This window comes from Streptomyces sp. CB09001 (genome assembly GCF_003369795.1).
In the GTDB taxonomy this organism is placed as follows: Bacteria; Actinomycetota; Actinomycetes; order Streptomycetales; family Streptomycetaceae; genus Streptomyces.
In genome coordinates this window covers 4,340,101-4,360,999 of sequence record NZ_CP026730.1, presented here as the reverse complement: position 1 = coordinate 4,360,999, position 20,899 = coordinate 4,340,101, and the positions used below count along the sequence as shown (strand labels likewise).

The following is a 20,899-nucleotide window of genomic DNA, read 5'->3' as shown; positions in this document are numbered from 1 at the left end:
CCACGGGATTCAAGGTGCGCACAGGAGCATGAGGGGCACAGGAGACGCACCGCCGCTCCACAGCATTCGTTTTGAAACAAGGACGCGATCGTATCCGAATCGGTTCGAACGATTTTGTGATTTCTCCGCCGGACGGACCCCCGGCTAGCGTCCCTGAGACGCCAGCAGCTCCTTGAAGTCCGCCGTGTCCGCGGCCGGCGGGCGTTCGGTGGAGACCCTGACGCCGTAGTCGCTGTAGTACGCGGTCTGGGTCAGCTCCCCGGTCTCCGTGCGGCCCCGCTCGACCTTCTTGACCAGCAGGTCCCGGTCGTCGACCCAGATGTCGACGGTCTGGGCGGTGGCCCCGCCCATCGTGCCGGACCAGTGCGTGGTGCGCCGGCCGCGCGTCGTCTCCTCGCCCACCCTGCGCACGTCCTCGGCGGTCAGCAGGAGCTTCACGGCCTGGTTGGGCGTGGTGTTGCGCATCTGGTCGGCGAATCCGGCGCCCGCGCCGCCGTCGAGCTCCTCCAGGTCCTCGTACACGTACCTGATCCAGTGCCGGCCGCCCACCCGCTCGGCGAACTCGTCGCCCATCCTGGCGTAGTAGGCGTCGGGCAGGTACCTGGCCTCCATCGCGGTGGTGCCGAGGCGGCGCATGGTCTCGGCGGTGGTGCCGCCCGTGTAGGTGATCGTCAGGGTGCCGGTGAGGCCGTCGTCCCAGCCGAGGGCGCCCGCGGCCTCCAGGGACAGCTCGCGGCCCATCACGGTCGTGGACTCCACCCGCGCGGAACCCGCCCGCCCGGTGGCCCGCTCGACGGACCGCAGCGCGTCCGCCGAGGGCCCGGTGAGGGCCGGGGCGCGGGAGGAGGCCGAAGCGGAGGCGGACGGCCGGGCCGAGCCGGTGGGACCGGTGGCATCGCCGGAGTCGTCGGATCCCCCGGGGCCGGTGCACGCGGTGGCGCACGCCAGCGCGGCCGACACCGCGACCGAGACGACCGTACGGCGTGCCGTCCTGCCCGTCATCCGCCCACCCCTTGCGCCCCGTACGGCCCACCGCGCCCCGTGCGCGGGTCCGTTGCCCGCACGCTAACCCAGGGCGTCCGAAAAGGGGACGGGCCAAAAGGGACGGGCCCCGCACCTCGGTAGGTGCGGGGCCCGTGAACCGGTGGGGCGAGCTGTTCGCTCAGACCGCGGCCGGGTCCTCCTCGACGAGGAGGTTGCGGGTGCGGTTGGAGTCGAGCGGGATGCCCGGGCCCATCGTGGTGCTGAGGGCGGCCTTCCTGATGTAGCGGCCCTTGGCGGCGGACGGCTTCAGACGGAGGATCTCCTCCAGCGCCGCGCCGTAGTTCTCCACCAGCTTGGTGTCGTCGAACGACGTCTTGCCGATGATGAAGTGCAGGTTCGAGTGCTTGTCGACGCGGAACTCGATCTTGCCGCCCTTGATGTCGTTGACAGCCTTGGCGACGTCCGGGGTCACGGTGCCGGTCTTGGGGTTCGGCATGAGACCACGGGGACCGAGCACGCGGCCGAGGCGGCCGACCTTGCCCATGAGGTCCGGGGTGGCGACGACGGCGTCGAAGTCCAGACGGCCCTTCGACACCTCGTCGATCAGTTCGTCGGAGCCGACGATGTCGGCGCCCGCGGCGGTCGCGGCCTCGGCACGGTCACCGGTCGCGAAGACCAGGACCCGGGCGGTCTTACCGGTGCCGTGCGGGAGGTTCACGGTGCCACGGACCATCTGGTCGGCCTTGCGCGGGTCGACACCCAGGCGGAAGGCGACCTCGACGGTGCCGTCGAACTTGCTCGTGGAGGTCTCCTTGGCGAGACGGACGGCCTCGAGCGGGGCGTAGAGCTTGTCCCGGTCGATCTTGGCGTCCGCAGCGCGGAGAGACTTGCTGCGCTTGCTCACTACTGCTCCTGGTGGCTTCTGAGGAGTCGTGGTATGGGCCGAGCAGGCCCTGCCACTACTGCTTTGGTTACGGGGGTGGAGGTCAGCCCTCGACCGTGACGCCCATGGAACGGGCGGTACCGGCGATGATCTTCTCCGCCTGGTCCAGGTCGTTGGCGTTGAGGTCGGGCATCTTGGTGGTGGCGATCTCACGGACCTGGTCACGCGTGATCTTCGCGACCTTGGTCTTGTGCGGCTCGCCGGAGCCCTTCTCCACGCCCGCGGCCTTGAGGATCATCTTGGCGGCCGGCGGCGTCTTGGTGATGAAGGTGAAGGAGCGGTCCTCGTAGACCGTGATCTCCACCGGGATGACCCAGCCGCGCTGCGACTCGGTCGCGGCGTTGTAGGCCTTGCAGAACTCCATGATGTTGACGCCGTGCTGACCCAGCGCGGGGCCGACCGGCGGAGCCGGGTTCGCGGCACCGGCCTGGATCTGGAGCTTGATGAGCCCCGTGACCTTCTTCTTCTTGGGAGGCATAGCTCTCCGGGTCCTTTCGATTCGGGTCCTGCCCGCGCTCGGGAGCTACCCGGACACAGGCATACCGCACAACGATAACGGGTATGGATGCGCGGCCAAAAACCGAGCAGGTCAGACGCCGCGCGAGCGGGCGCCTGACCTGGTCGGAAGTAGTACGTCCAGAGGAGTACGGAGTACCGGTGGGTACTAGTTCTTCTGGATCTGGTCGAAGCTCAGCTCGACCGGGGTCTCGCGGCCGAAGATCTCGACGAGGCCCTTGACCTTCTTCGAGTCGGCGTTGATCTCGTTGATCGTGGCCTGGAGGGTGGCGAAGGGGCCGTCGGTGACGGTGACCGAGTCGCCGACCTCGAAGTCCAGGACCTGGACCTCGACCTTGCGCTGCGGAGCCGGCTTGCCCTCGGCCTCGGCGGCCTCGCGGGCGGCCTTCTCCTCGGCCTCCGGGGCGAGCATCTTGACGATCTCGTCCAGCGTCAGCGGGTACGGGTCGTAGGCGTTGCCGACGAAGCCGGTGACGCCGGGGGTGTTGCGGACGACGCCCCAGGACTCGTTGGTCAGGTCCATGCGGACCAGGACGTAACCCGGCAGCTTGTTCTGACGGATCGTCTTGCGGTCGCCGTTCTTGATCTGGACAACCTCTTCCTGCGGCACCTCGGCCTGGAAGATGTAGTCCTCGACGTTGAGGGAGACGGCGCGCTGCTCGAGGTTGGTCTTCACGCGGTTCTCGTAACCGGCGTAGGTGTGGATGACGTACCACTCGCCGGGCAGGACGCGCAGCTCCTGGCGGAGCTTCTCGATCGGGTCGAGGTCGGGCTCCTCGGCCGCGGGCTCCTCGGACTCCGCCGCGTCGGCGTCGGCTTCGGCCTCTGCGTCGGTCGCCTCGGCGGTCTCGTCCGCCTCCGCGTCCGTCGCGTCCTCGTCCGTCTCCGCGACGACCGTGTCGTCGGCAGCCTCGGCCTCGGCGGAGGCCTCGGTGTCCTCGTTGTCGGCGCCCTCGACGGTGCCGGGCTCGTCCTCGACGGACTCGACCGGCTCGATGGCGTCGTTCACGTTCGGGTCAGACACTGTGGCTGCTTCTTCCTGGATACATAGGGGTGGAACACGCGAAAGGGGCGCCGGGTACCTCGGCGCCCTTCGCTCTCGACTCAGCCGAAGACGTACTTGGCGGCGTGAGAGAAGCCATAGTCAATCAGAGTCACCAGGCCGATCATGATGACCACGAAGATGATCACCACGGTGGTGTACGTCGTCAGCTGGTTGCGGCTGGGCCAGACGACCTTGCGCAGCTCGGCGACGATCTGGCGGTAGAAGAGCGCGAGCCGCTTCAGCGGGCCCTTCTTGCCGCGCTTGCCGCCTTTGCGGGACTTCTTCTTGGAGTCCGGCGCCTCGTCCTGGGCATCAGGCATGTCGATGGAGCCCACGGCGTCCGTCACTCGTCCTCACCTGATTCCGGGTCGTGGCCGTGCCGCGCCCGGTTGGAGCCGCACGGCGGTGCATTGCTGTACGTACATGCGCACACATCCTGGCGATGGTGTGTGTAGCAGGGCCGGAGGGACTTGAACCCCCAACCGCTGGTTTTGGAGACCAGTGCTCTACCAATTGAGCTACGACCCTTTGTTCGTCCCCCAACGTACCGCATCCGCCCGGATGCTTGGTGTGCACCGGGTGATCGCGGACCGCTGAAGGCCAACGAGGTGAGAGTGTACGTGCTCACGGGCCGGGCGTCGAACAGAAAGCATGTCCGGACTGATGTTCAGGCCGTGGACCGGACTGGCGTTCAGGTCCTGGACCGGTTCGGTTCAGTCCGTGAAACCCCTGTGCTCGTGAGGTTTCCGGTCTGGAACGATGGGGTCATGAGCGCTGCAACCCCTCCCACCGAGCGCCGGGTCTCCGCCCGAGTCGGCGCGATCTCCGAGTCCGCGACCCTCGCCGTGGACGCCAAGGCCAAGGCCCTCAAGGCCGCCGGACGTCCCGTGATCGGCTTCGGCGCGGGTGAGCCCGACTTCCCGACGCCGGACTACATCGTCGAGGCCGCCGTCGAGGCGTGCAAGAACCCGAAGTTCCACCGCTACACGCCGGCCGGCGGGCTGCCCGAGCTGAAGGCCGCCATCGCCGCGAAGACGCTGCGCGACTCCGGCTACGAGGTCGACCCGTCGCAGATCCTCATCACCAACGGCGGCAAGCAGGCCATCTACGAGGCGTTCGCCGCGATCCTCGACCCGGGCGACGAGGTCATCGTCCCGGCGCCCTACTGGACGACGTACCCCGAGTCCATCCGGCTGGCCGGCGGTGTCCCGGTCGAGGTGGTCGCCGACGAGACGGCCGGCTACCGGGTGACGGTGGACCAGCTGGAGGCCGCGCGCACCGAGAAGACCAAGGTCGTCCTCTTCGTGTCGCCGTCGAACCCGACGGGGGCGGTGTACAGCGAGGCCGAGACCGAGGCGATCGGCACGTGGGCCGTCGAGCACGGCCTGTGGGTGCTGACCGACGAGATCTACGAGCACCTCGTCTACGGCGACGCCGTGTCCGTGTCGCTGCCGGCGCTGCTGCCCGAGCTGCGCGACAAGTGCATCGTGGTCAACGGCGTGGCGAAGACCTACGCGATGACCGGCTGGCGGGTCGGGTGGGTCATCGGCCCGAAGGACGTCGTCAAGGCCGCGACCAACCTCCAGTCGCACGCCACGTCCAACGTGGCCAACGTGTCCCAGGCGGCGGCGCTGGCCGCGGTCTCGGGCGACCTGGACGCCGTGGCGAAGATGCGGGAGGCCTTCGACCGGCGCCGCCAGACGATCGTGCGGATGCTCAACGAGATCGACGGCGTGCTGTGCCCCGAGCCGAAGGGCGCGTTCTACGCCTACCCGTCGGTGAAGGCGCTGCTCGGCAAGGAGATCCGCGGCAGGCGTCCGCAGGACTCGGTCGAGCTGGCCGCGCTCATCCTGGAGGAGGCCGAGGTCGCGGTGGTGCCGGGTGAGGCGTTCGGCACACCGGGGTACCTGCGGCTGTCGTACGCGCTCGGTGACGAGGACCTCGTCGAGGGCGTGAGCCGGATCCAGAAGCTGCTGGCGGAGGCGCGGGACTGACCGTTCCGTCGTCCCGCGGGGCCACCCCTCAACGTTGAGGGGTGGCCCTGTTTGTTTGTGCGAGCAAGACCACGTACGGGGAAAGTGCTGTCCGGCCGGGCGTGTCGTGCGGCAGGATCACCGAATGGAGCGTGTACGTGATGTCTCTGAACTGCCCAAGGCCCATCTCCACCTGCACTTCACCGGGTCGATGCGGCCCGCCACCCTGCTGGAACTGGCCGACAAGCACGGCGTGCGGCTGCCCGAGACGCTGACCGAGGCCCTGGGCCGCGGCGAGTCGCCGAAGCTGCGGGCGACGGACGAGCGCGGCTGGTTCCGTTTCCAGCGGCTGTACGACGCGGCGCGGTCGTGTCTGCAGACGCCGGAGGACATCCAGCGGCTGGTCCGGGAGGCCGCAGAGGAGGATCTGCGGGACGGGTCGGGGTGGCTGGAGATCCAGGTCGATCCGACGTCGTACGCGCCGCGGCTGGGCGGGCTGATCCCGGCGTTGGAGATCATCCTGGACGCGGTGGAGACGACCGTGCGGGACACCGGGGTCGGGATGCGGGTGCTGGTCGCCGCGAACCGGATGAAGCATCCGCTGGACGCGCGGACGCTGGCGCGGCTGGCGGTGCGGTATGCGGAGCGGGGCGTGGTGGGCTTCGGGCTGTCGAACGACGAACGGCGCGGGATGGCGCGGGACTTCGACCGGGCGTTCGCGATCGCGCGGGACGGGGGGTTGCTGAGCGCGCCGCACGGGGGTGAGCTGACCGGTCCGGCGTCGGTGCGGGACTGCCTGGACGACCTGGAGGCGGACCGGATCGGGCACGGTGTGCGGGCGGCGGAGGATCCCCGGCTGCTGAAGCGGCTGGCGGACCGGCAGGTGACGTGCGAGGTGTGCCCGGCGTCGAACGTCGCGCTGGGGGTGTACGAGAAGCCGGAGGACGTGCCGCTGCGTCGGCTGTTCGAGGCGGGGGTGCCGATGGCGCTGGGCGCGGACGATCCGCTGCTGTTCGGGTCCCGGCTGGCCGCCCAGTACGAGATCGCGCGCGAGCACCACGGGTTCACGGACGCGGAGCTGGCGGAGCTGGCGCGGCAGTCGGTGCGGGGGTCGGCGGCGCCGGAGGAGGTGAAGGGGAAGCTGTTGGCGGGGGTGGACGACTGGCTTGCGGCGTAGGCGGTGGGCTGCGGCGGATGCCTGCGGCGGCCTGCGCGGGTTCGGTGGGGGTGCGCGTAGCGCGGTATCTCCGGTGGGTGGGTCGGGGCCGCGCCGGGGGGTGTCCGTCCTCGGAACGGCGCGGAATCGGTCGGCCACAGAAGCGAACTCCGTTGACGCGCCAACCGCTGCGGGTGGACACCCCCCGACACGACCCCTGCTCGCCGTACGCGACTGCCGCCCGCCCACTCTCCGCGTTCCGCTCCTCGCCGTACGCGGCTGCCGCCGCGTCGCCCCCGCCCCAGCTGCGGGCCGTCGCCACGCGGCCCAGCTGCGGGCAGTCGTGCCGCTGGGGCGGCACGGGTGGGCGGTGGGGGTACCTCCCAGGCCGTTCAGGCACTGGGGGAGGCACCCCGCAACGCCGGGGCACGGCGCCTACCGCCGGCACGTGGACGCGGGGTCGGGCTACAGGGCGACGCCCACCGTCACCGGTTCGTTGACCAGCGTGACGCCGAAGGCCTCGTGGACCCCGGCGACGACCTCGCGGGCCAGCGCGAGCAGGTCCTCGGTCGTCGCCTCGCCCCGGTTGGTGAGGGCGAGGGTGTGCTTGGTGGAGATGCGGGCGGGGCCCGTGCCGTACCCCTTGGTGAAGCCCGCCTTGTCGATCAGCCAGGCCGCGGACGTCTTGACGCGGCCCTCCCCGGCCGGGAAGGCGGGCGGCTCCGCGGCGGCACCGAGGCGCCCGGCGACGCGGGAGCGGAACGCGGCGAACTCGTCGTCCGTGAGGATCGGGTTGGTGAAGAACGACCCGGCCGACCAGGTGTCGTGGTCCTCGGGGTCCAGCACCATGCCCTTCTCGGCACGCAGCTTCAGCACCGTCTCCCGGGCGGCCGTCAGCGGCACCCGGTCGCCCGCCTCGACACCGAGGGCGCGGGCCGTCTCGGCGTAGCGGAGGGGCGCGGAGAGCCCGTCGGCGTTCTCCAGCTCGAAGCGGACACGCAGGACTACGTACCGCTCGGGCTCGGCCTTGAAGCGGCTGTGGCGGTAGGAGAAGGAGCAGTCGGCGTTGGAGAGGGCGACGGTCTCGCGGCTGCGGCGGTCGTACGCCGTGACCTCGGTGATCGTGGCGGAGACCTCCTGGCCGTACGCGCCGACGTTCTGGATCGGGGTCGCGCCGGCCGAGCCGGGGATGCCGGCCAGGCACTCGACGCCCGCCAGGCCCGCCTCCACGGTGCGGGCGACGGCGTCGGTCCAGATCTCGCCGGCCGCCAGCTCGAGCGTCGTGCCGTCGAGGCGGAAGCCTCGCGTGGCGATGTGCAGGGCGGTGCCGTCGAAGCCCTTGTCGCCGATGACCAGGTTGGATCCGCCGCCTACGAGCAGCAGCGGGGTCCCGGCGTCGTCGGCCTCGCGGACGGCGGCGATCACCTCGGCGTCGGTGGTGGCCGTGAGCAGCCGGGTCGCGGGCCCGCCCAGGCGGAAGGTGGTCAGGGGGGCGAGGGGGGCGTCGTGGAGTTCCTGCACGCGCTCAAGACTACGAGACGGCACCGACAGCCCCGGGCCGCGGGAAGGGGAAACACGGCGACGCCCCGACCGGTCGGCCGGGGCGTGGCGGGGCGTGCCCTCACGACAGGCGCCTGCGCACCTCCGCCCAGCTCACCGGGAGCTCGTCGCTCGACGCCGGCCAGGAGGCGAACTTCGAGTCCCGCATCTGCGCCGACAGCCCGCGCGACGTCGGTGCGTGGGTGCCGGAGCGGGCAAAGGTCCTGAGGGCCTCGGGCGACTCCCAGGCGGAGAGCGTCCAGAAGGTCCGCTTGAAGGGTTCCGCCTTCAGTGCGGCCCCGTACGCTCCGGGTGCGCCGCCGACCTGCCGCCACACGCCCGGCGTGCGCGCGAGGAACTTCAGCGCTCCCCACAGGGTGCGGGTCTCGAAGCGGGAGGCGAAGACGTGGACCTCGGTGGCGCGGGGAGTCTCGTTCGGCACGGTCCAGGGAAGGGTGGGCATGTCGTACTCCTCTCGTGTGCTGTGTCGTGCGGTCAGTGCCGGGGCGTCGGTGCCGTCGTGGCGAGGGCCGGTTCGGGGGCCGGCTCCGTCTTCGGCGCGGCCGTGGGGCCCTGTCCGCCGGTGCGGCGGCGTGCCGGGATCGCCAGGGCCGCCATGCCGCCGAGGGCCACCACCGCGGCACCCACGGCGATCGCGGGCCGCAGTCCGTCCACGAAGGTCTGCGCGGACTCGTAGCCGCCCTGCGCCGCGAAGATGGACGACATGACCGCGATGCCGAGCGCGCCGCCCACCTCGCGCAGTGCGTTGTTGGCGCCGGAGGCGATGCCCTGCTCCTTGGCGGCCACGCTGGTCATCACCAGGGCGGAGGCGGGGGCGAAGTAGAGGGCCATGCCGATTCCGCTGATGATCAGACCGGGCAGTTGAACGGCGTAGGAGGCGTCGGCCGTGATCACGGAGGCCAGGTAGCCGAGGCCGGCCGCCTGGAGGAAGAGTCCGGTCGCGACGACCGGGCGGCCTCCGATCCGGTCGGAGAGGATGCCGGCGATCGGCGCGACCAGCATCGGCATGCCGGTCCAGGGCAGCATGCGCAGGCCCGCCTCGGTGGGCGAGTAGCCGAGGACGCCCTGCATGTACTGGCTCAGGAGGAAGATCGAGCCGAACATGCCCAGGAACATCAGCAGGCTCGCCGCGTTGACTCCCGCGAAGGCACGGGAGCGGAACAGCCGCATGGGGAGCATGGGGTTCCTGGCCCGGGTGCCGTAGAGGACGAAGCCGACGAGCAGCGCGGTCCCGGCGAACAGGGAGGTCAGCACGAGCGTGCCGGTCCAGCCGTCGACGGGGCCGCGGACCAGGCCGTAGACGATGCCGAAGAGTCCGCCGCTGGCCAGCAGGGTGCCGGGTATGTCGAGCGGGGCGCCGGTGCCGTGCGACTCGGCGAGGCGGAGGCGGGCGAGGGGCAGCAGGGCCAGGCCCAGCGGAACGTTCAGCCAGAAGATCCACTGCCACGAGATGTGCTCGGTGAGGCTGCCGCCGACCAGCGGCCCGGAGGCCACGGCGAGCCCGTTGACGGCCCCCCAGATGCCGTACGCCATCCCCCGGCGTTCGGCGGGTACGGCGGCCGTGAGCAGGGTCAGCGTCAGCGGCATCATGATCGCCGCGCCGACGCCCTGCACCGCGCGGGCGGCGATGAGCGAGTCGATGCCCGGCGCCATGGCCGCGGCGGCGGACGCCCCGGTGAAGACGGTGAGGCCGACCAGGAAGAGCCTGCGGCGGCCGAAGCGGTCGCCGAGGGCCGCGCCGAACATCAGGAGGACGGCGAAGGTGAGCGTGTAGGCGCTCACGGTCCATTCCAGGTCGTGCAGCGCGCCGCCCAGGTCCTTGCGGATGGAGGGCAGAGCGGTGGTGACGACGAGGTTGTCCAGGGCCGCCATGAAGCCGGCGACGCTGGTGATGACGAGGGCCCAGGCCGCTCCCCCGCCGCGGGTGTTCCGACGTGCTCTCTGCTGTGACATCTCTCCCCCAGAGGGCGTGCACTGCCATGCGTGATTAGTAATTGATAACTAACTTCGCGGGGCGTGCAGAACCGGCAAAGCACCGCTTCCGCATGTTCCTCCGCGCGCCCCTACGCGTTTTCCGGGCGGGTCTTGGCCTGCCCCGACTCGTAGATACCGCCGTAGACGCGGTGACCCGGCGGGAACCCGATGCCGACCAGAGTGTTGATCAGCATGCCGTACGCCAGGAAGGTCGTCGTCTGACCGATGTCGGCCCCCAGGGGCAGGTGCACGGCGTCCCAGAGTTCGAGCCAGCCCTTGCGCACCATCTCGCCGAACTCGTGGTCCCCGGCCGCCTCGGCGGCGGCGACGGTGACGTACACCTGCAACTGCATCTGGAGCTTCTCGGGATGCTCCGCGATCAGCCGCGTGTAGGCGTCGGCCATGGCGTGCAGAGCCTCATCGCCGCGCAGGCCCTCGGACGCCTTCTCGAAGACCTCGCGCGTCTCCCGCAGGCAGCGCTCGGCCACCGCGAGGAAGATCGCCTTCTTGCCCGGGAAAAGACGGAAGAGGTACGGCTGGGAGACCCCCACCCGCTTCGCGATGACCTCCGTGGACGTGCCGTGATAGCCGCCCCGGGCGAACTCGCTCGTCGCCGCGCGGATGACGCTCTCGCGTCGCTCCTCTGCGCTCATCCTGACCATGGAAGTAAGTTAGTACTCAATCACTAACTTCGTCAAGGGTGACGCGCGCGGCGGGCAGTGCCGCGTCAGCGCGGGCGTCGCTGGACGACGTCGGCGAGCACCGTGTCGACCAGCTTGCCGACGGCCGCCGGGGCCGGCGGGCGGCCGGGGTCGCGGTCCGCGAACAGGAGATGACTCCCTCCGACCAGGGAGAGGGTGAGCGAGTCGATGTCCGCGTCGGCCGAGATACGGCCCCTCGCGCGCTCTTCGGTCAGATAGCCGGAGACCGCGGCCGTGACCTGGGCGAGGATCGCGATTCCCCCGTTGGGCATGACCTGCCGCAGCCGTGCGCGCAACTCGTCCCGGAAGGTGATGAGCGGGATGATCGCCACGGGAACCGGCCCGAACAGGGTGGTCAGCGCGCCGGTCAGGTTGTCGGACACGGTGCCGGAGCCCACCGCCTCCCGCAGCGCCAGCGCCTGCGCGTCGAGCTGCGCGGCCCGGTCGAGCACGAGTTCGGCGAGGAAGGTGTCGAAGTCCGTGAAGTGGCGGTGCAGGACGCCTTTGGCGCAGCCCGCCTCGTCCGTGACGGCCCGGCTGGTCAGCCCGTTCGGGCCGGCACGCAGAAGTACGTGCTCGGCGGCGTCGAACAGCTGCTGCCGCGCGTCGCGAAGGTGCACTCCGGTCGGCACTCGCGGTTCCTCTCTCGATGCCCACTCATTGGCTTGTGGGCGCTCGCCCACTAAAGTGAACGCATGCCCACTCTACCCTCGCCGGAACAGCCGGAACAGCCGGAACCGATGCCGCCGCATCAGGCCAGGCGGACGGCCGAGTCCTTCGGTGCCGACGCGCAGCGCTACGACCGGGCCCGACCGCCCTACCCCGACGACCTGGTGACGCGTGTCGTCGCGGGGAGCCCGGGGTCCGACGTCCTCGACGTCGGCTGCGGCACGGGCATCGCGGCCCGTCAGTTCCAGGCCGCCGGTTGCGCCGTACTCGGTGTCGAGCCGGACGCGCGGATGGCCGGCTTCGCCCGGGACCGCGGTCTGCCGGTCGAGGTGGCGGCCTTCGAGGCCTGGGAGCCCGCCGGCCGAGCCTTCGACGCCGTGATCGCCGCCCAGTCGTGGCACTGGGTGGACCCGGTCGCCGGTGCCGCCAAGGCGGCCCAGGTGCTGCGCCCCGAGGGGCGCCTGGCAGTCTTCGGGCACGTGTTCGAGCCGCCGGCCGAGGTGGCCGAGCCGTTCGCGGACGCCTACCGTCGGGCGGCACCGGAATCACCGTTCAGCGATCAGCCGGCGCGACGTCCGCTGGAGATGTACCTGGCGGGGTACGCGCAGATCGCCGACCGGATCCGCGAGTCCGGGCGGTTCCACGAACCGGAGCAGTGGCGATTCGACTGGGAGCGGTCGTACACCCGCGACCAGTGGCTGGAGCTGCTCCCCACCACCGGCCGCCTCACCCGGCTCCGCCCCGGTCAACTGGCCGGAATACTCGGCGCGGTCGGCCGCGCCGTCGACGCTCTGGGCGGCCGCTTCACGATGCGGTACACGACGCTGGCGACCACGGCGGTACGCGCCGGCACGCACTGACCCGCCCCCCGGCCCGCGCCGACCCGCCCTGGCCGGGTCGCTCAGAGCCCGGCCAGGGGACCGGCGGTGGGCGCCGGGAGACGGACCGTCAGGCCAGTCGTACGATCGCGCGGGACATGCCGAGGACCTTCTGGCCGGCGCTGGTGGCCGTGAGGTCGACGCGGACGGTGTTGTCGTCGAGCTTGGCGGCCACCTTGCCGCTGACCTCGATCACGGCACCCCGGTCGTCGTTCGGGACGACGACGGGCCTGGTGAAGCGGACGCCGTACTCCACGACCGCGCCCGGGTCGCCGGTCCAGTCGGTGACCACGCGGATCGCCTCGGCCATGGTGAACATGCCGTGCGCGATGACGTCCGGCAGGCCCACCTCCTTGGCGAACCTCTCGTTCCAGTGGATCGGGTTGAAGTCGCCGGAGGCACCCGCGTACCGCACGAGCGTGGCGCGGTCCACGGGGAAGCTCTGCGCGGGCAGTTCGGTGCCGACCTCGACGTCGCTGTACGCGACCTTCGCCGTCAGGGGATTCGTCATGCGGCGCTCACGCCTCCTCGGCCGCGCGGGCCACGAGCTTGGTCCAGGCGGTCACGACGTGCTCGCCGGCCTCGTCGTGGACCTCGCCGCGGATGTCCAGGATGTCGTTGCCGGCCATCGACTTGATCGCCTCGATGGTCGAGGTGACCGTGAGCCGGTCACCGGCCCGCACCGGGCGGGCGTAGGCGAACTTCTGGTCGCCGTGCACCACGCGGCTGTAGTCCAGCCCGAGCTGCGGGTCCTCGATGACCTGACCGGCCGCCTTGAACGTGATCGAGAACACGAAGGTCGGCGGGGCGATCACATCCGGATGGCCGAGCGCCTTCGCGGCCTCCGCATCGGTGTACGCCGGGTTGGCGTCCCCCACCGCTTCCGCGAACTCGCGAATCTTCTCCCGGCCCACCTCGTAGGGCGCGGTGGGCGGATAACTCCGCCCCACGAACGACTGGTCGAGCGCCATGGGCTCGCAACCTCCTGCTGCTGCTCTTCGTAGCGGTGCCAACGAATGCCTGGGACAACGACACGAGGCCGCCCCCAAACCTCGGGGACGGCCTCGTGTACGAGCCTGTTTCTATCGCGTTTCGCGGTGCGCGGTGTGCGCGTTGCAACGCGGGCAGTGCTTCTTCATCTCCAGTCGGTCCGGGTTGTTACGCCGGTTCTTCTTGGTGATGTAGTTCCGCTCCTTGCACTCCACGCAGGCCAGCGTGATCTTCGGGCGGACGTCGGTGGCAGCCACGTGAGTGCACTCCTTGACGAACGGATTGATGGTATTAACGCAAGAAAGAGTAGCCGATTGAAGGACCGACCCCGCAATCGGCTACTGAGAGTAGCGGTGACCGGACTTGAACCGGTGACACAGCGATTATGAGCCGCTTGCTCTACCGACTGAGCTACACCGCTGTGATGCGATCGGGCCCCGCCTCGCGACGGGAACCTCTCACACCAGAGCCCCAAAACGGAATCGAACCGTTGACCTTCTCCTTACCATGGAGACGCTCTGCCGACTGAGCTATTGGGGCGAGCGATGAAGACATTACACGGTCGCCCGCCGTTCGCCCAAATCCGTTTCGCCGCCCCTGCCCCGTCCCGTCCGGACCGCACAGCTGGGCGGCCCGACCGCGCGGACGGCACCGGTACGACTATTGCGCTCCTCCGCGCCACGGGCTGATCACCGTCCTAGGCTCGACTCACTCTGCGTGATCTTGCGTCCCCACTGCGCAGCCCCGAGCCCAGAGGAGCGCGATGCCCGACAGCCAGCCGCAGCCGCCCCACTCGCCCTCCCCCTCGGGCCCCGCCGACCGCGGCTCACTCCTGCTCTCCGGGGCGCGGCTCACCGACGGCAGGACCGTGGACGTACGGCTCCACGGCGGACGCATCGAGGCGGTCGGCACGGCCGGCAGCCTGACCCCGGGCCGCGCGTCCGGCCCCGGCGGCCACCTGGACCTGGGCGGCTACCTGCTCCTGCCCGCCCCGGCCGATCCCCACGTCCACGCCGACACCGCCCTCACGGCCGACGTCCCCGGCCCCGTCTCCTACGACCCCGAGGACGTCCAGCGCCGGGCCACCGAGGCCGCCCTGCTCCAGCTGGGACACGGTGCCACCGCGCTGCGGGCGCACGTGCGGGTGGGGGACGTCGCGGGCCTGGGTGCGCTGACCGCCGTACTGCGGACCCGGCGCTCCCTGCGCGGCCTCGCCGAACTGAGCGCGGTGGCGATGCCGAGGGTGCTGACCGGGGTGGCCGGTGCCGACGGGCTGGCGATACTGCGGGACGCGGTCAAGATGGGCGCGGACGTGGTGGGCGGGTGCCCGGACCTGGACCCCGATCCGGCGGGGTACGTGGAGACCGTCCTGGAGGTCGCCGCCGAGTACGGCTGCCCGGTCGACCTGCACACGGACGCCGCCGACCCGGCGCGACTGGCCCGTCTGGCGGCCACGGCGGGCGGGTTGCGCCCGGGCGTGGCCATCGGCCCCTGCGACGGCCTGGGCCGGCTGCCCGCCGAGGCGGCCTCGCGGGCCGCGGACCGGCTCGCGGCGGCCGGCGTGACGGTGGTCTGCCTGCCGCAGGGCGCCTGCGGGACGGTGGACCACCCCGACGGCACGGCTCCCGTACGGCTGCTGCGAGCGGCCGGGGTGCGGGTCGCCGCCGGGAGCGGCGCGCTGCGGGACGTGGCCAACCCGGTCGGGCGAGGCGATCCGCTGGAGGCGGCGTACCTGCTGGCCTCCCGGCACGGGCTGCGCCCCGAGGAGGCGTACGACGCGGTGAGCGCGGCGGCGCGGTCGGCCCTCGGCCTGCCGGAGGTGCGGGTGGAGGCGGGCTTCCCGGCCGAACTGGTCGCCGTACGCGGGGACCGGCTGGCGGGCGCGCTGTCCCTCGCGTACAGCCGGGTCGTCGTACACCGGGGGCGCGTGGTGGCGCGGACCAGCGCGGTACGGGAGTACGGCGACTCGACCACCGCGTCCGACCTGGGGCTGCCGCGGCAGGGCGGTGCGGGGCGGGGCCGGCGTGACGGGCGCGGCGGGCCTGGCCGGCGTGGGGACACGGGCTGAAGGGGGCCGGGCGGAGGGCGGGCGGCCCCGGCGCCGGGGTGGCCGAAGCCGTGCGGCGCGGGCGGTCGCCGGGGCGTACGGTCGAAGACATGCGCATTGTCATCGCTGGTGGTCATGGTCAGATCGCGCTGCGGCTGGAGCGGTTGCTCGCCGCGCGCGGTGACGAGGTGGCGGGCATCGTCCGCAAGGCCGAACAGGCCGACGATCTGCGTGCGGCGGGCGCCGAACCGGTCGTGCTGGACCTGGAGTCGGCCTCGGTCGAGGAGGTGGCGGAGCGGCTGCGGGGTGCGGACGCGGCGGTCTTCGCGGCGGGGGCGGGGCCCGGAAGCGAGGTGGCCCGTAAGGACACGGTGGACAAGGCGGCGGCGGTCCTCTTCGCGGACGCGGCGGTCCGGGCGGGCGTACGGCGCTTCCTGATCGTGTCGTCCATGGGCGCCGACCCGGCGCACCAGGGGAACGAGATCTTCGACGTCTACCTGCGCGCCAAGGGCGAGGCGGACGCGTACGTCCGCTCACTGGGCGCCCTGGACTGGACGATCCTGCGCCCCGGCGCCCTGACGGACGACGCGGGCACGGGCCTGGTGCGTCTGGAGGCGCACACCGGCCGCGGCCCCGTTCCGCGCGACGACGTCGCCGCGGTCCTGGCGGAACTGGTCGACACCCCGGCCACGAACGGGCTGACCCTGGAGCTGATCAGCGGCTCGGCACCCGTGTCGGTGGCGGTGAAGTCGGTGGCCGGGAACTGACGGCGCAGCTAGAAGAGGGGCAGCTGTCCGGGGAAGTCGGGGACGACGTACCCGTCCAAGGACGGCTGCGCCGCGCCGAGTTGGGCCGATCGGCGCGAGCCCGGACAGGACACCAGCTCACCGCTCCCCCGCGCCCCAGGGGGGTCATGGCGCGCGTACCGCCCCGCGACGACGGCGATCTCGCGACGGCACTCTGGGCAGGTTCTGCGACGGGAGGACGAGGCCATGCCACCAGTCTGCCCGCCCGGGCGACACCATGAGCCGCGCCCACGGGGCGTCGTCAACGGCTGTCTCGTCAACGGCGTTTGCGGCCGAAGCGGCGTTTGCCCTTGTTCGGCTTCCGGCCGGTCAGCTGCTGTGCCTCATGCGTCTTTCCCATCGCGGTCAATACGGCGGCGAGATTCCGGGTGGCGCGCTCGGTTCTGGGGTGGTTCGCGCCGAAGAGGCGTGCGTAGCCGGCACGCACCTCCTTGAAGAGACGTGCCGCCTCCGGGTACTGACGGAGGGTGTGCAGGGTCCTGGCGAGATTGTTGGCGTAGATGAGGGCGTCGGGATGATCCTCACCCAGAACCCGGCCAAGACGCGCGAGAACGTCCTCCTGCATCCGGCGCGCCTCCGCATGCTCCCCCAGGTCGTTCAGGGTGCTGGCCAGGTTGCTGGCGCAAGTGAGGGTGTCGCGATGATCCTCACCCAGAACCCGGCCACGACGCGCGAGAACGTCCTCCTGCATCCGGCGCGCCTCCGCGTGCTCCCCCAGGTCGTTCAGGGTGCTGGCCAGGTTGTTGGCGGAAGTGAGGGTGTCGGGATGGTCCTCGCCCAGGAGGCGGCCGCGACGCGCGAGGATGTCCTCGTGCATGCGGCGGGCCTCCACGCGCTCCCCCAGGTCGTTCAGGGTGGTGGCGAGGTTGTTGGCGGAACCGAGGGTGTTGGGGTGATCCACACCGAGGACCCGCTCACGACGCGCGAGAACGTCCCCATGCATGCGGCGGGCCTCCACATGCTCCCCCAAGGCGTTCAGGGTGCCGGCGAGGTTGTTCGCGGAACTCAGGGTGTCGGGATGATCCTCACCCAGAACCCGGCGGCGGCGCGCGAGAACATCCCCATTCATACGGCGGGCCTCCGCGTACTCCCCCAGGTCGTTCAGGATGCCGGCGAGGTTGTTCGCGGAACTCAGGGTGTCGGGGTGATCCTCACCCAGAACCCGGCCGCGACGCGCGAGAACATCCGCCTCCATGCGACGGGCCTCCGCATGCTCCCCCAAGGCGTTCAGGATGCTGGCGAGGTTGCCCGCGGACGTGAGCGCATCGGGATGATCCTCGCCCAGAACCCGTCGGCGACGCGCGAGAACATCCTCCTGGATGCGGCGGGCCTCCACATGCTCCCCCAGGAACGACAGGTTGGTGGACGTGTCGTTGGCCGAGTGGAGTGTGTCGGGGTGGTCCTCGCCCAGAACCCGGCGGCGACGGGCAAGGGCGTCCTCGATGATGAGGCGTCCTTGGGCGTAGTCGCCCAGTTCGACGGCCGCGTGGCCCAGAAACTGTGCGCAGGTGAGGGTGTCGGGGTGATCCGGCCCCAGATCGGTGCTCCAGGCCTGGTGCAGCGCTGCGCTGAGGTCGTGGGCGGCGCGTGGCAGGCCGCTGCAGATGAGGAAGTGAGCCGCTTTCGAGAACGTGGCGCGCAGTGCGGCCTGGTTGGCGACCGCCGTGGTGACGTGGGGAGCGGTGAGGTGGGCGGTGAGAGAGGCCCAGGCCGGCCAGTCGGCGGGAGATTGCGGGTCTCCCGGGTCGACTGCGGCAAGGACGGCGGTGACGTCGTCGCGGATCGCGGCGACCGGATCGGGACCGGTCTGGGTGCGGAGGATGGCCTGGGTCAGCCGGTGGATCTGGAAGGCGTCGTAGTCGGTGCGGGCCAGTCCGAAGCGGCCGAGGGGCTGGAGGGCGTTGCGCAGCCACATCGGATCGTCCGGGTCGCCGGGGATGGTGGCCAGCCGGGGGCGGGCCGTCTCCAGCCAGGCAGTGGGGATGGGTTCGGGGCCGAGGAACGCGCCGAGGCGGAGCAGAGCGGTGGCGTCGGCGTGGCCTTCGTCCACGAGGCGGGTGACGGCGATGTTGACGGTCGCGGCCAGCGGCGCGGGATAGTCACGCACGTCACTCTCCTGCAGGAGGCGTGCGGTGTCCGTGGTCAGAAGGCGACGGTAGCGGTCCAGGGTCATGCCGCTGCGCAGAACTCCCGAAGCCTGGGCGAGCGCGAGCGGCAGGTCGCCGAGGTCCTGCGCGAGGAGATCGGCGTGCTCGGTGGTCATTCCCGAGATACGACCCTTGAGATAGGCGAGGGAGTCGGTGCGGGTGAACACGTCCAGGTCACTCTGGTGAGCGATCCCGTGCCAGTCGGGGTTGCGTGAGGTGATCAGAACGTGGCCCGGCCCCTCGGGGAGCCAGGGCTCGATCTGATCGGGGTGTTCGGCGTTGTCGAGGACGAGAAGCCAGCGGTGCCGCGTCCGCAGGTGCTGGAGGAGGGCACGGGCGTTGGGTTCGGAGCCGGCGTCGGATTTGGCCATGCCGAGGCGGTCGGCGAGTTCGGTGTAGCGGACGGGCAACTGGTCGGCCTGTTCGGCATCGACCCACCACACCAGGTCGTACTGGCTGGCGAAACGGTGGGCGTACTCCAGGGCGATCTGGGTTTTTCCGATGCCGCCCATGCCGTGGAGCGCCTGTACCACTGCTTGGCGTCCGCTGAGCAGCCCGGTACGCAGCTGCCCCATGACCGCCTCGCGGCCGGAGAAGTCGGGGTTGCGGCGACGGACGTTCCACACCTCGGGCAGGCCGACGCTACTGGGCAGTCGTGGACGCTGTGCATCGGGTGGCGTGGGCGTGTCGGCGGAGGCGGCACCGGGGAAGCCGACCGGACCGGTAGGGGGAACTGGTCCGTGAACGGCTTCGAGCAGGGCGGCGGTGGCGGCGGTCTCGTCCAGCCCGTGAACGTCTGTGCGCAGTATTCCGGCCAGGAGGGCGGGGATGTCGTCGTCGGTCAGGAGCTCGATCGCCACCGGAACGAGGCGCCCCCGCAGGGCCACGGCGGCCGACCACTCCTCCCTGGTCCATCGTCTGGGGTCGAAGTAGTGCCTGGAGAACAGGGCCACCACCGCGTCCGCCTTGCCGAGAGCCAGGTTCATCTTCTGGACGAAGTCGTCTCCGGTGCGCCAGTGCCACCGGTCCAGCTCGACCTGGTGCCCGGCCTGCTGGAGCTGCCAGCCGGCCCACTCCGCCCAGGCCTGGTCCGGGCCTGCGTAGCTGACGAAGATACGTTGCGTGGTGTCGGTCACCGTTGCCCCCCGAATCCCCTGACGCTCACAACGTGGAGCACGGGCCATGATCTCGCGTACAGCGCGGGCCAGGGCAGAGAACGCCGAGATCTCGTGGACCCCGTGAACGACGAAAGGGTCTGTGATCAGCATTGCTGCTGGTCACAGACCCTTTCGGTCGTGTGGCGGCGCCAGGATTCGAACCTGGGAAGGCTGAGCCGGCAGATTTACAGTCTGCTCCCTTTGGCCGCTCGGGCACACCGCCGGGGTTTGCTGCCCGTCGAGCCGCTCTTCGGTGGCGCTCCGTGGCAACGACGTAAACAATACCTGATGTGGAGGGGTGCTTCGCCACCCGATTGATCGCCGCTCGGACGGCGGCGGGTGACTAGGCTTGTCCGGATGCGGCCGAGGTCCCCGCCGGGCCCGGCGGCCGCCGACGTATGCCGGTACGGACCCGCTACGCGGCCCGACACGCACCCAGATACAAGGAGCCACAGGACATGGCCGACTCCAGTTTCGACATCGTCTCGAAGGTCGAGCGGCAGGAGGTCGACAACGCCCTCAACCAGGCCGCCAAGGAGATCTCGCAGCGCTACGACTTCAAGGGCGTGGGCGCCTCGATCTCGTGGTCCGGGGAGAAGATCCTCATGGAGGCCAACTCCGAGGACCGGGTGACCGCGGTCCTCGACGTCTTCCAGTCCAAGCTGATCAAGCGCGGCATCTCGCTCAAGGCTCTGGACGCGGGCGAGCCCCAGCTCTCCGGCAAGGAGTACAAGATCTTCGCGTCGATCGAGGAGGGCATTTCCCAGGAGAACGCGAAGAAGGTGGCCAAGCTCATCCGCGACGAGGGCCCCAAGGGCGTGAAGGCCCAGGTGCAGGGCGAGGAGCTGCGGGTCTCCTCGAAGAGCCGGGATGATCTGCAGACCGTGATCGCTCTGCTGAAGGGCCAGGACTTCGACTTCGCGCTGCAGTTCGTCAACTACCGGTGAGCTGCTGAGCGGGCGACGCGGTGGCATGTACGCCTCCGTCGACGAGGAGGGGTGGGCACCCGACGGTGCCCACCCCTCCTCGGCTGCGGTCCGCGCGCGTTCAGTCGCGCGAGTTGCCGAACAGGAGCCGGTAGGCGACCAGGAGCACCAGCGAACCGCCGATCGCCGCAGCCCAGGTGGCGCCGTCGTAGAAGTCCTTGCTGATCGGGTGGTCCAGCCAGCGGGCCGATATCCAGCCGCCGAGGGAAGCGCCCGCGATGCCGATGAGGGTGGTGCCGATGAGCCCTCCGGGGTCGCGGCCCGGAAGCAGGAACTTGGCGATGGCTCCGGCCAACAGTCCGAGAATGATCCAGCTGATGACGGTCATGCCGTGACCCTGCCCTTTCTTTCTGTGCCCACACTGTGC

General features: G+C 70.8%; 22 protein-coding genes and 4 tRNA genes. 6 read left to right on the top strand and 20 right to left on the bottom strand.

Annotated elements, in window-relative coordinates; all coding sequences use genetic code 11:
- Positions 1-144: 144 nt before the first annotated feature.
- The 6 genes from C4J65_RS20365 to C4J65_RS20340 form a co-directional block, all read right to left on the bottom strand.
- On the bottom strand, positions 145-1,002 hold the full coding sequence (locus tag C4J65_RS20365) for a hypothetical protein (protein WP_115743684.1): 858 nt from the start codon (positions 1,000-1,002) through the stop codon (positions 145-147).
- A gap of 160 nt (positions 1,003-1,162) precedes the next feature.
- A complete protein-coding gene (rplA, locus tag C4J65_RS20360; protein ID WP_109034190.1) occupies positions 1,163-1,888 on the bottom strand; it encodes a 50S ribosomal protein L1 in 726 nt (241 codons plus the stop codon).
- 82 nt (positions 1,889-1,970) lie between these two features.
- Positions 1,971-2,405, bottom strand: coding sequence for a 50S ribosomal protein L11 (gene rplK / locus C4J65_RS20355; protein ID WP_003974315.1), 435 nt, complete (start codon positions 2,403-2,405; stop codon positions 1,971-1,973).
- Positions 2,406-2,591: 186 nt separating this feature from the next.
- A complete protein-coding gene (nusG, locus tag C4J65_RS20350) occupies positions 2,592-3,467 on the bottom strand; it encodes a transcription termination/antitermination protein NusG (protein WP_115743683.1) in 876 nt (291 codons plus the stop codon).
- Positions 3,468-3,547: 80 nt separating this feature from the next.
- Positions 3,548-3,835 (bottom strand): preprotein translocase subunit SecE, encoded by a 288-nt coding sequence (secE, locus tag C4J65_RS20345; protein WP_007443916.1) that lies wholly within the window; start codon positions 3,833-3,835, stop codon positions 3,548-3,550.
- A 108-nt stretch (positions 3,836-3,943) separates the two neighbouring features.
- Positions 3,944-4,016, bottom strand: a tRNA-Trp gene (locus C4J65_RS20340).
- A 239-nt stretch (positions 4,017-4,255) separates the two neighbouring features.
- On the opposite strand from C4J65_RS20340, the gene C4J65_RS20335 reads away from it, so the two are divergent.
- Positions 4,256-5,482, top strand: coding sequence for a pyridoxal phosphate-dependent aminotransferase (locus C4J65_RS20335; protein ID WP_115743682.1), 1,227 nt, complete (start codon positions 4,256-4,258; stop codon positions 5,480-5,482).
- A 124-nt stretch (positions 5,483-5,606) separates the two neighbouring features.
- Positions 5,607-6,638, top strand: a complete 1,032-nt coding sequence (locus tag C4J65_RS20330; protein WP_115743681.1) for an adenosine deaminase — start codon at positions 5,607-5,609, stop codon at positions 6,636-6,638.
- Positions 6,639-7,082: 444 nt separating this feature from the next.
- Here C4J65_RS20330 and C4J65_RS20320 read toward each other — a convergent pair whose 3' ends face one another.
- From C4J65_RS20320 to C4J65_RS20300, 5 genes are all read right to left on the bottom strand, one after another.
- Positions 7,083-8,138 carry a UDP-N-acetylmuramate dehydrogenase gene (locus C4J65_RS20320; protein ID WP_115743680.1) on the bottom strand — a complete coding sequence of 352 codons (1,056 nt, stop codon included), beginning with the start codon at positions 8,136-8,138 and terminating at the stop codon, positions 7,083-7,085.
- 100 nt (positions 8,139-8,238) lie between these two features.
- Positions 8,239-8,619: a DUF3291 domain-containing protein gene (locus C4J65_RS20315; RefSeq protein ID WP_115743679.1), complete on the bottom strand. Its 381-nt coding sequence runs from the start codon at positions 8,617-8,619 to the stop codon at positions 8,239-8,241.
- A 32-nt stretch (positions 8,620-8,651) separates the two neighbouring features.
- Positions 8,652-10,130: an MFS transporter gene (locus tag C4J65_RS20310; protein WP_115743678.1), complete on the bottom strand. Its 1,479-nt coding sequence runs from the start codon at positions 10,128-10,130 to the stop codon at positions 8,652-8,654.
- A 110-nt stretch (positions 10,131-10,240) separates the two neighbouring features.
- Positions 10,241-10,813, bottom strand: a complete 573-nt coding sequence (locus tag C4J65_RS20305) for a TetR/AcrR family transcriptional regulator (protein WP_115743677.1) — start codon at positions 10,811-10,813, stop codon at positions 10,241-10,243.
- Between the two features lie 65 nt (positions 10,814-10,878).
- Complete coding sequence (locus C4J65_RS20300) at positions 10,879-11,484, bottom strand: TetR/AcrR family transcriptional regulator (RefSeq protein ID WP_115743676.1); 606 nt, start codon at positions 11,482-11,484, stop codon at positions 10,879-10,881.
- Positions 11,485-11,547: 63 nt separating this feature from the next.
- Here C4J65_RS20300 and C4J65_RS20295 point away from each other — a divergent pair, with 63 nt between their 5' ends.
- Positions 11,548-12,381 (top strand): class I SAM-dependent methyltransferase, encoded by an 834-nt coding sequence (locus tag C4J65_RS20295; RefSeq protein ID WP_115743675.1) that lies wholly within the window; start codon positions 11,548-11,550, stop codon positions 12,379-12,381.
- 88 nt (positions 12,382-12,469) lie between these two features.
- Here C4J65_RS20295 and C4J65_RS20290 read toward each other — a convergent pair whose 3' ends face one another.
- The 5 genes from C4J65_RS20290 to C4J65_RS20270 form a co-directional block, all read right to left on the bottom strand.
- The gene (locus C4J65_RS20290) at positions 12,470-12,898 is read right to left on the bottom strand and encodes a MaoC family dehydratase (RefSeq protein WP_115746549.1); all 429 of its coding nucleotides are present in this window, start codon (positions 12,896-12,898) and stop codon (positions 12,470-12,472) included.
- A 19-nt stretch (positions 12,899-12,917) separates the two neighbouring features.
- On the bottom strand, positions 12,918-13,370 hold the full coding sequence (locus C4J65_RS20285) for a MaoC family dehydratase N-terminal domain-containing protein (protein WP_115743674.1): 453 nt from the start codon (positions 13,368-13,370) through the stop codon (positions 12,918-12,920).
- Positions 13,371-13,481: 111 nt separating this feature from the next.
- Positions 13,482-13,646, bottom strand: coding sequence for a 50S ribosomal protein L33 (gene rpmG / locus C4J65_RS20280; RefSeq protein WP_003948671.1), 165 nt, complete (start codon positions 13,644-13,646; stop codon positions 13,482-13,484).
- A gap of 91 nt (positions 13,647-13,737) precedes the next feature.
- Positions 13,738-13,810, bottom strand: a tRNA-Met gene (locus C4J65_RS20275).
- A gap of 46 nt (positions 13,811-13,856) precedes the next feature.
- Positions 13,857-13,929, bottom strand: a tRNA-Thr gene (locus C4J65_RS20270).
- 223 nt (positions 13,930-14,152) lie between these two features.
- On the opposite strand from C4J65_RS20270, the gene C4J65_RS20265 reads away from it, so the two are divergent.
- The gene (locus tag C4J65_RS20265) at positions 14,153-15,457 is read left to right on the top strand and encodes a hydrolase (protein WP_115743673.1); all 1,305 of its coding nucleotides are present in this window, start codon (positions 14,153-14,155) and stop codon (positions 15,455-15,457) included.
- Between the two features lie 89 nt (positions 15,458-15,546).
- On the top strand, positions 15,547-16,203 hold the full coding sequence (locus tag C4J65_RS20260; RefSeq protein WP_115743672.1) for an SDR family oxidoreductase: 657 nt from the start codon (positions 15,547-15,549) through the stop codon (positions 16,201-16,203).
- 8 nt (positions 16,204-16,211) lie between these two features.
- Here the strand turns inward: C4J65_RS20260 and C4J65_RS36745 are convergent, their stop codons facing one another.
- The 3 genes from C4J65_RS36745 to C4J65_RS20245 all read right to left on the bottom strand — a co-directional run bounded on the left by C4J65_RS36745 (position 16,212) and on the right by C4J65_RS20245 (position 19,769).
- Positions 16,212-16,430 carry a hypothetical protein gene (locus C4J65_RS36745; protein ID WP_087807771.1) on the bottom strand — a complete coding sequence of 73 codons (219 nt, stop codon included), beginning with the start codon at positions 16,428-16,430 and terminating at the stop codon, positions 16,212-16,214.
- Positions 16,431-16,498: 68 nt separating this feature from the next.
- Positions 16,499-19,525, bottom strand: a complete 3,027-nt coding sequence (gene fxsT / locus C4J65_RS20250; protein WP_115743671.1) for an FxSxx-COOH system tetratricopeptide repeat protein — start codon at positions 19,523-19,525, stop codon at positions 16,499-16,501.
- A gap of 162 nt (positions 19,526-19,687) precedes the next feature.
- Positions 19,688-19,769 (bottom strand) — tRNA-Tyr (locus tag C4J65_RS20245).
- Positions 19,770-20,004: 235 nt separating this feature from the next.
- Between C4J65_RS20245 and C4J65_RS20240 the strand changes: the two genes are divergently transcribed.
- The gene (locus C4J65_RS20240) at positions 20,005-20,493 is read left to right on the top strand and encodes a YajQ family cyclic di-GMP-binding protein (RefSeq protein WP_059299986.1); all 489 of its coding nucleotides are present in this window, start codon (positions 20,005-20,007) and stop codon (positions 20,491-20,493) included.
- A gap of 100 nt (positions 20,494-20,593) precedes the next feature.
- Here C4J65_RS20240 and C4J65_RS20235 read toward each other — a convergent pair whose 3' ends face one another.
- On the bottom strand, positions 20,594-20,860 hold the full coding sequence (locus tag C4J65_RS20235; RefSeq protein WP_115743670.1) for a GlsB/YeaQ/YmgE family stress response membrane protein: 267 nt from the start codon (positions 20,858-20,860) through the stop codon (positions 20,594-20,596).
- Positions 20,861-20,899: the final 39 nt, after the last annotated feature.

What these genes read in the sequence shown, in the direction of transcription:
- C4J65_RS20365 (WP_115743684.1), bottom strand. Translation starts at nt 1,002, where the DNA reads ATGACGGGCAGGACGGCACGCCGTACGGTCGTCTCGGTCGCGGTGTCG.
- rplK (WP_003974315.1), bottom strand. Translation starts at nt 2,405, where the DNA reads ATGCCTCCCAAGAAGAAGAAGGTCACGGGGCTCATCAAGCTCCAGATC.
- C4J65_RS20335 (WP_115743682.1), top strand. Translation starts at nt 4,256, where the DNA reads ATGAGCGCTGCAACCCCTCCCACCGAGCGCCGGGTCTCCGCCCGAGTC.
- C4J65_RS20330 (WP_115743681.1), top strand. Translation starts at nt 5,607, where the DNA reads ATGGAGCGTGTACGTGATGTCTCTGAACTGCCCAAGGCCCATCTCCAC.
- C4J65_RS20315 (WP_115743679.1), bottom strand. Translation starts at nt 8,619, where the DNA reads ATGCCCACCCTTCCCTGGACCGTGCCGAACGAGACTCCCCGCGCCACC.
- C4J65_RS20310 (WP_115743678.1), bottom strand. Translation starts at nt 10,130, where the DNA reads ATGTCACAGCAGAGAGCACGTCGGAACACCCGCGGCGGGGGAGCGGCC.
- C4J65_RS20305 (WP_115743677.1), bottom strand. Translation starts at nt 10,813, where the DNA reads ATGGTCAGGATGAGCGCAGAGGAGCGACGCGAGAGCGTCATCCGCGCG.
- C4J65_RS20295 (WP_115743675.1), top strand. Translation starts at nt 11,548, where the DNA reads ATGCCCACTCTACCCTCGCCGGAACAGCCGGAACAGCCGGAACCGATG.
- C4J65_RS20285 (WP_115743674.1), bottom strand. Translation starts at nt 13,370, where the DNA reads ATGGCGCTCGACCAGTCGTTCGTGGGGCGGAGTTATCCGCCCACCGCG.
- C4J65_RS20265 (WP_115743673.1), top strand. Translation starts at nt 14,153, where the DNA reads ATGCCCGACAGCCAGCCGCAGCCGCCCCACTCGCCCTCCCCCTCGGGC.
- C4J65_RS20260 (WP_115743672.1), top strand. Translation starts at nt 15,547, where the DNA reads ATGCGCATTGTCATCGCTGGTGGTCATGGTCAGATCGCGCTGCGGCTG.
- C4J65_RS36745 (WP_087807771.1), bottom strand. Translation starts at nt 16,430, where the DNA reads ATGGCCTCGTCCTCCCGTCGCAGAACCTGCCCAGAGTGCCGTCGCGAG.
- C4J65_RS20240 (WP_059299986.1), top strand. Translation starts at nt 20,005, where the DNA reads ATGGCCGACTCCAGTTTCGACATCGTCTCGAAGGTCGAGCGGCAGGAG.
- C4J65_RS20235 (WP_115743670.1), bottom strand. Translation starts at nt 20,860, where the DNA reads ATGACCGTCATCAGCTGGATCATTCTCGGACTGTTGGCCGGAGCCATC.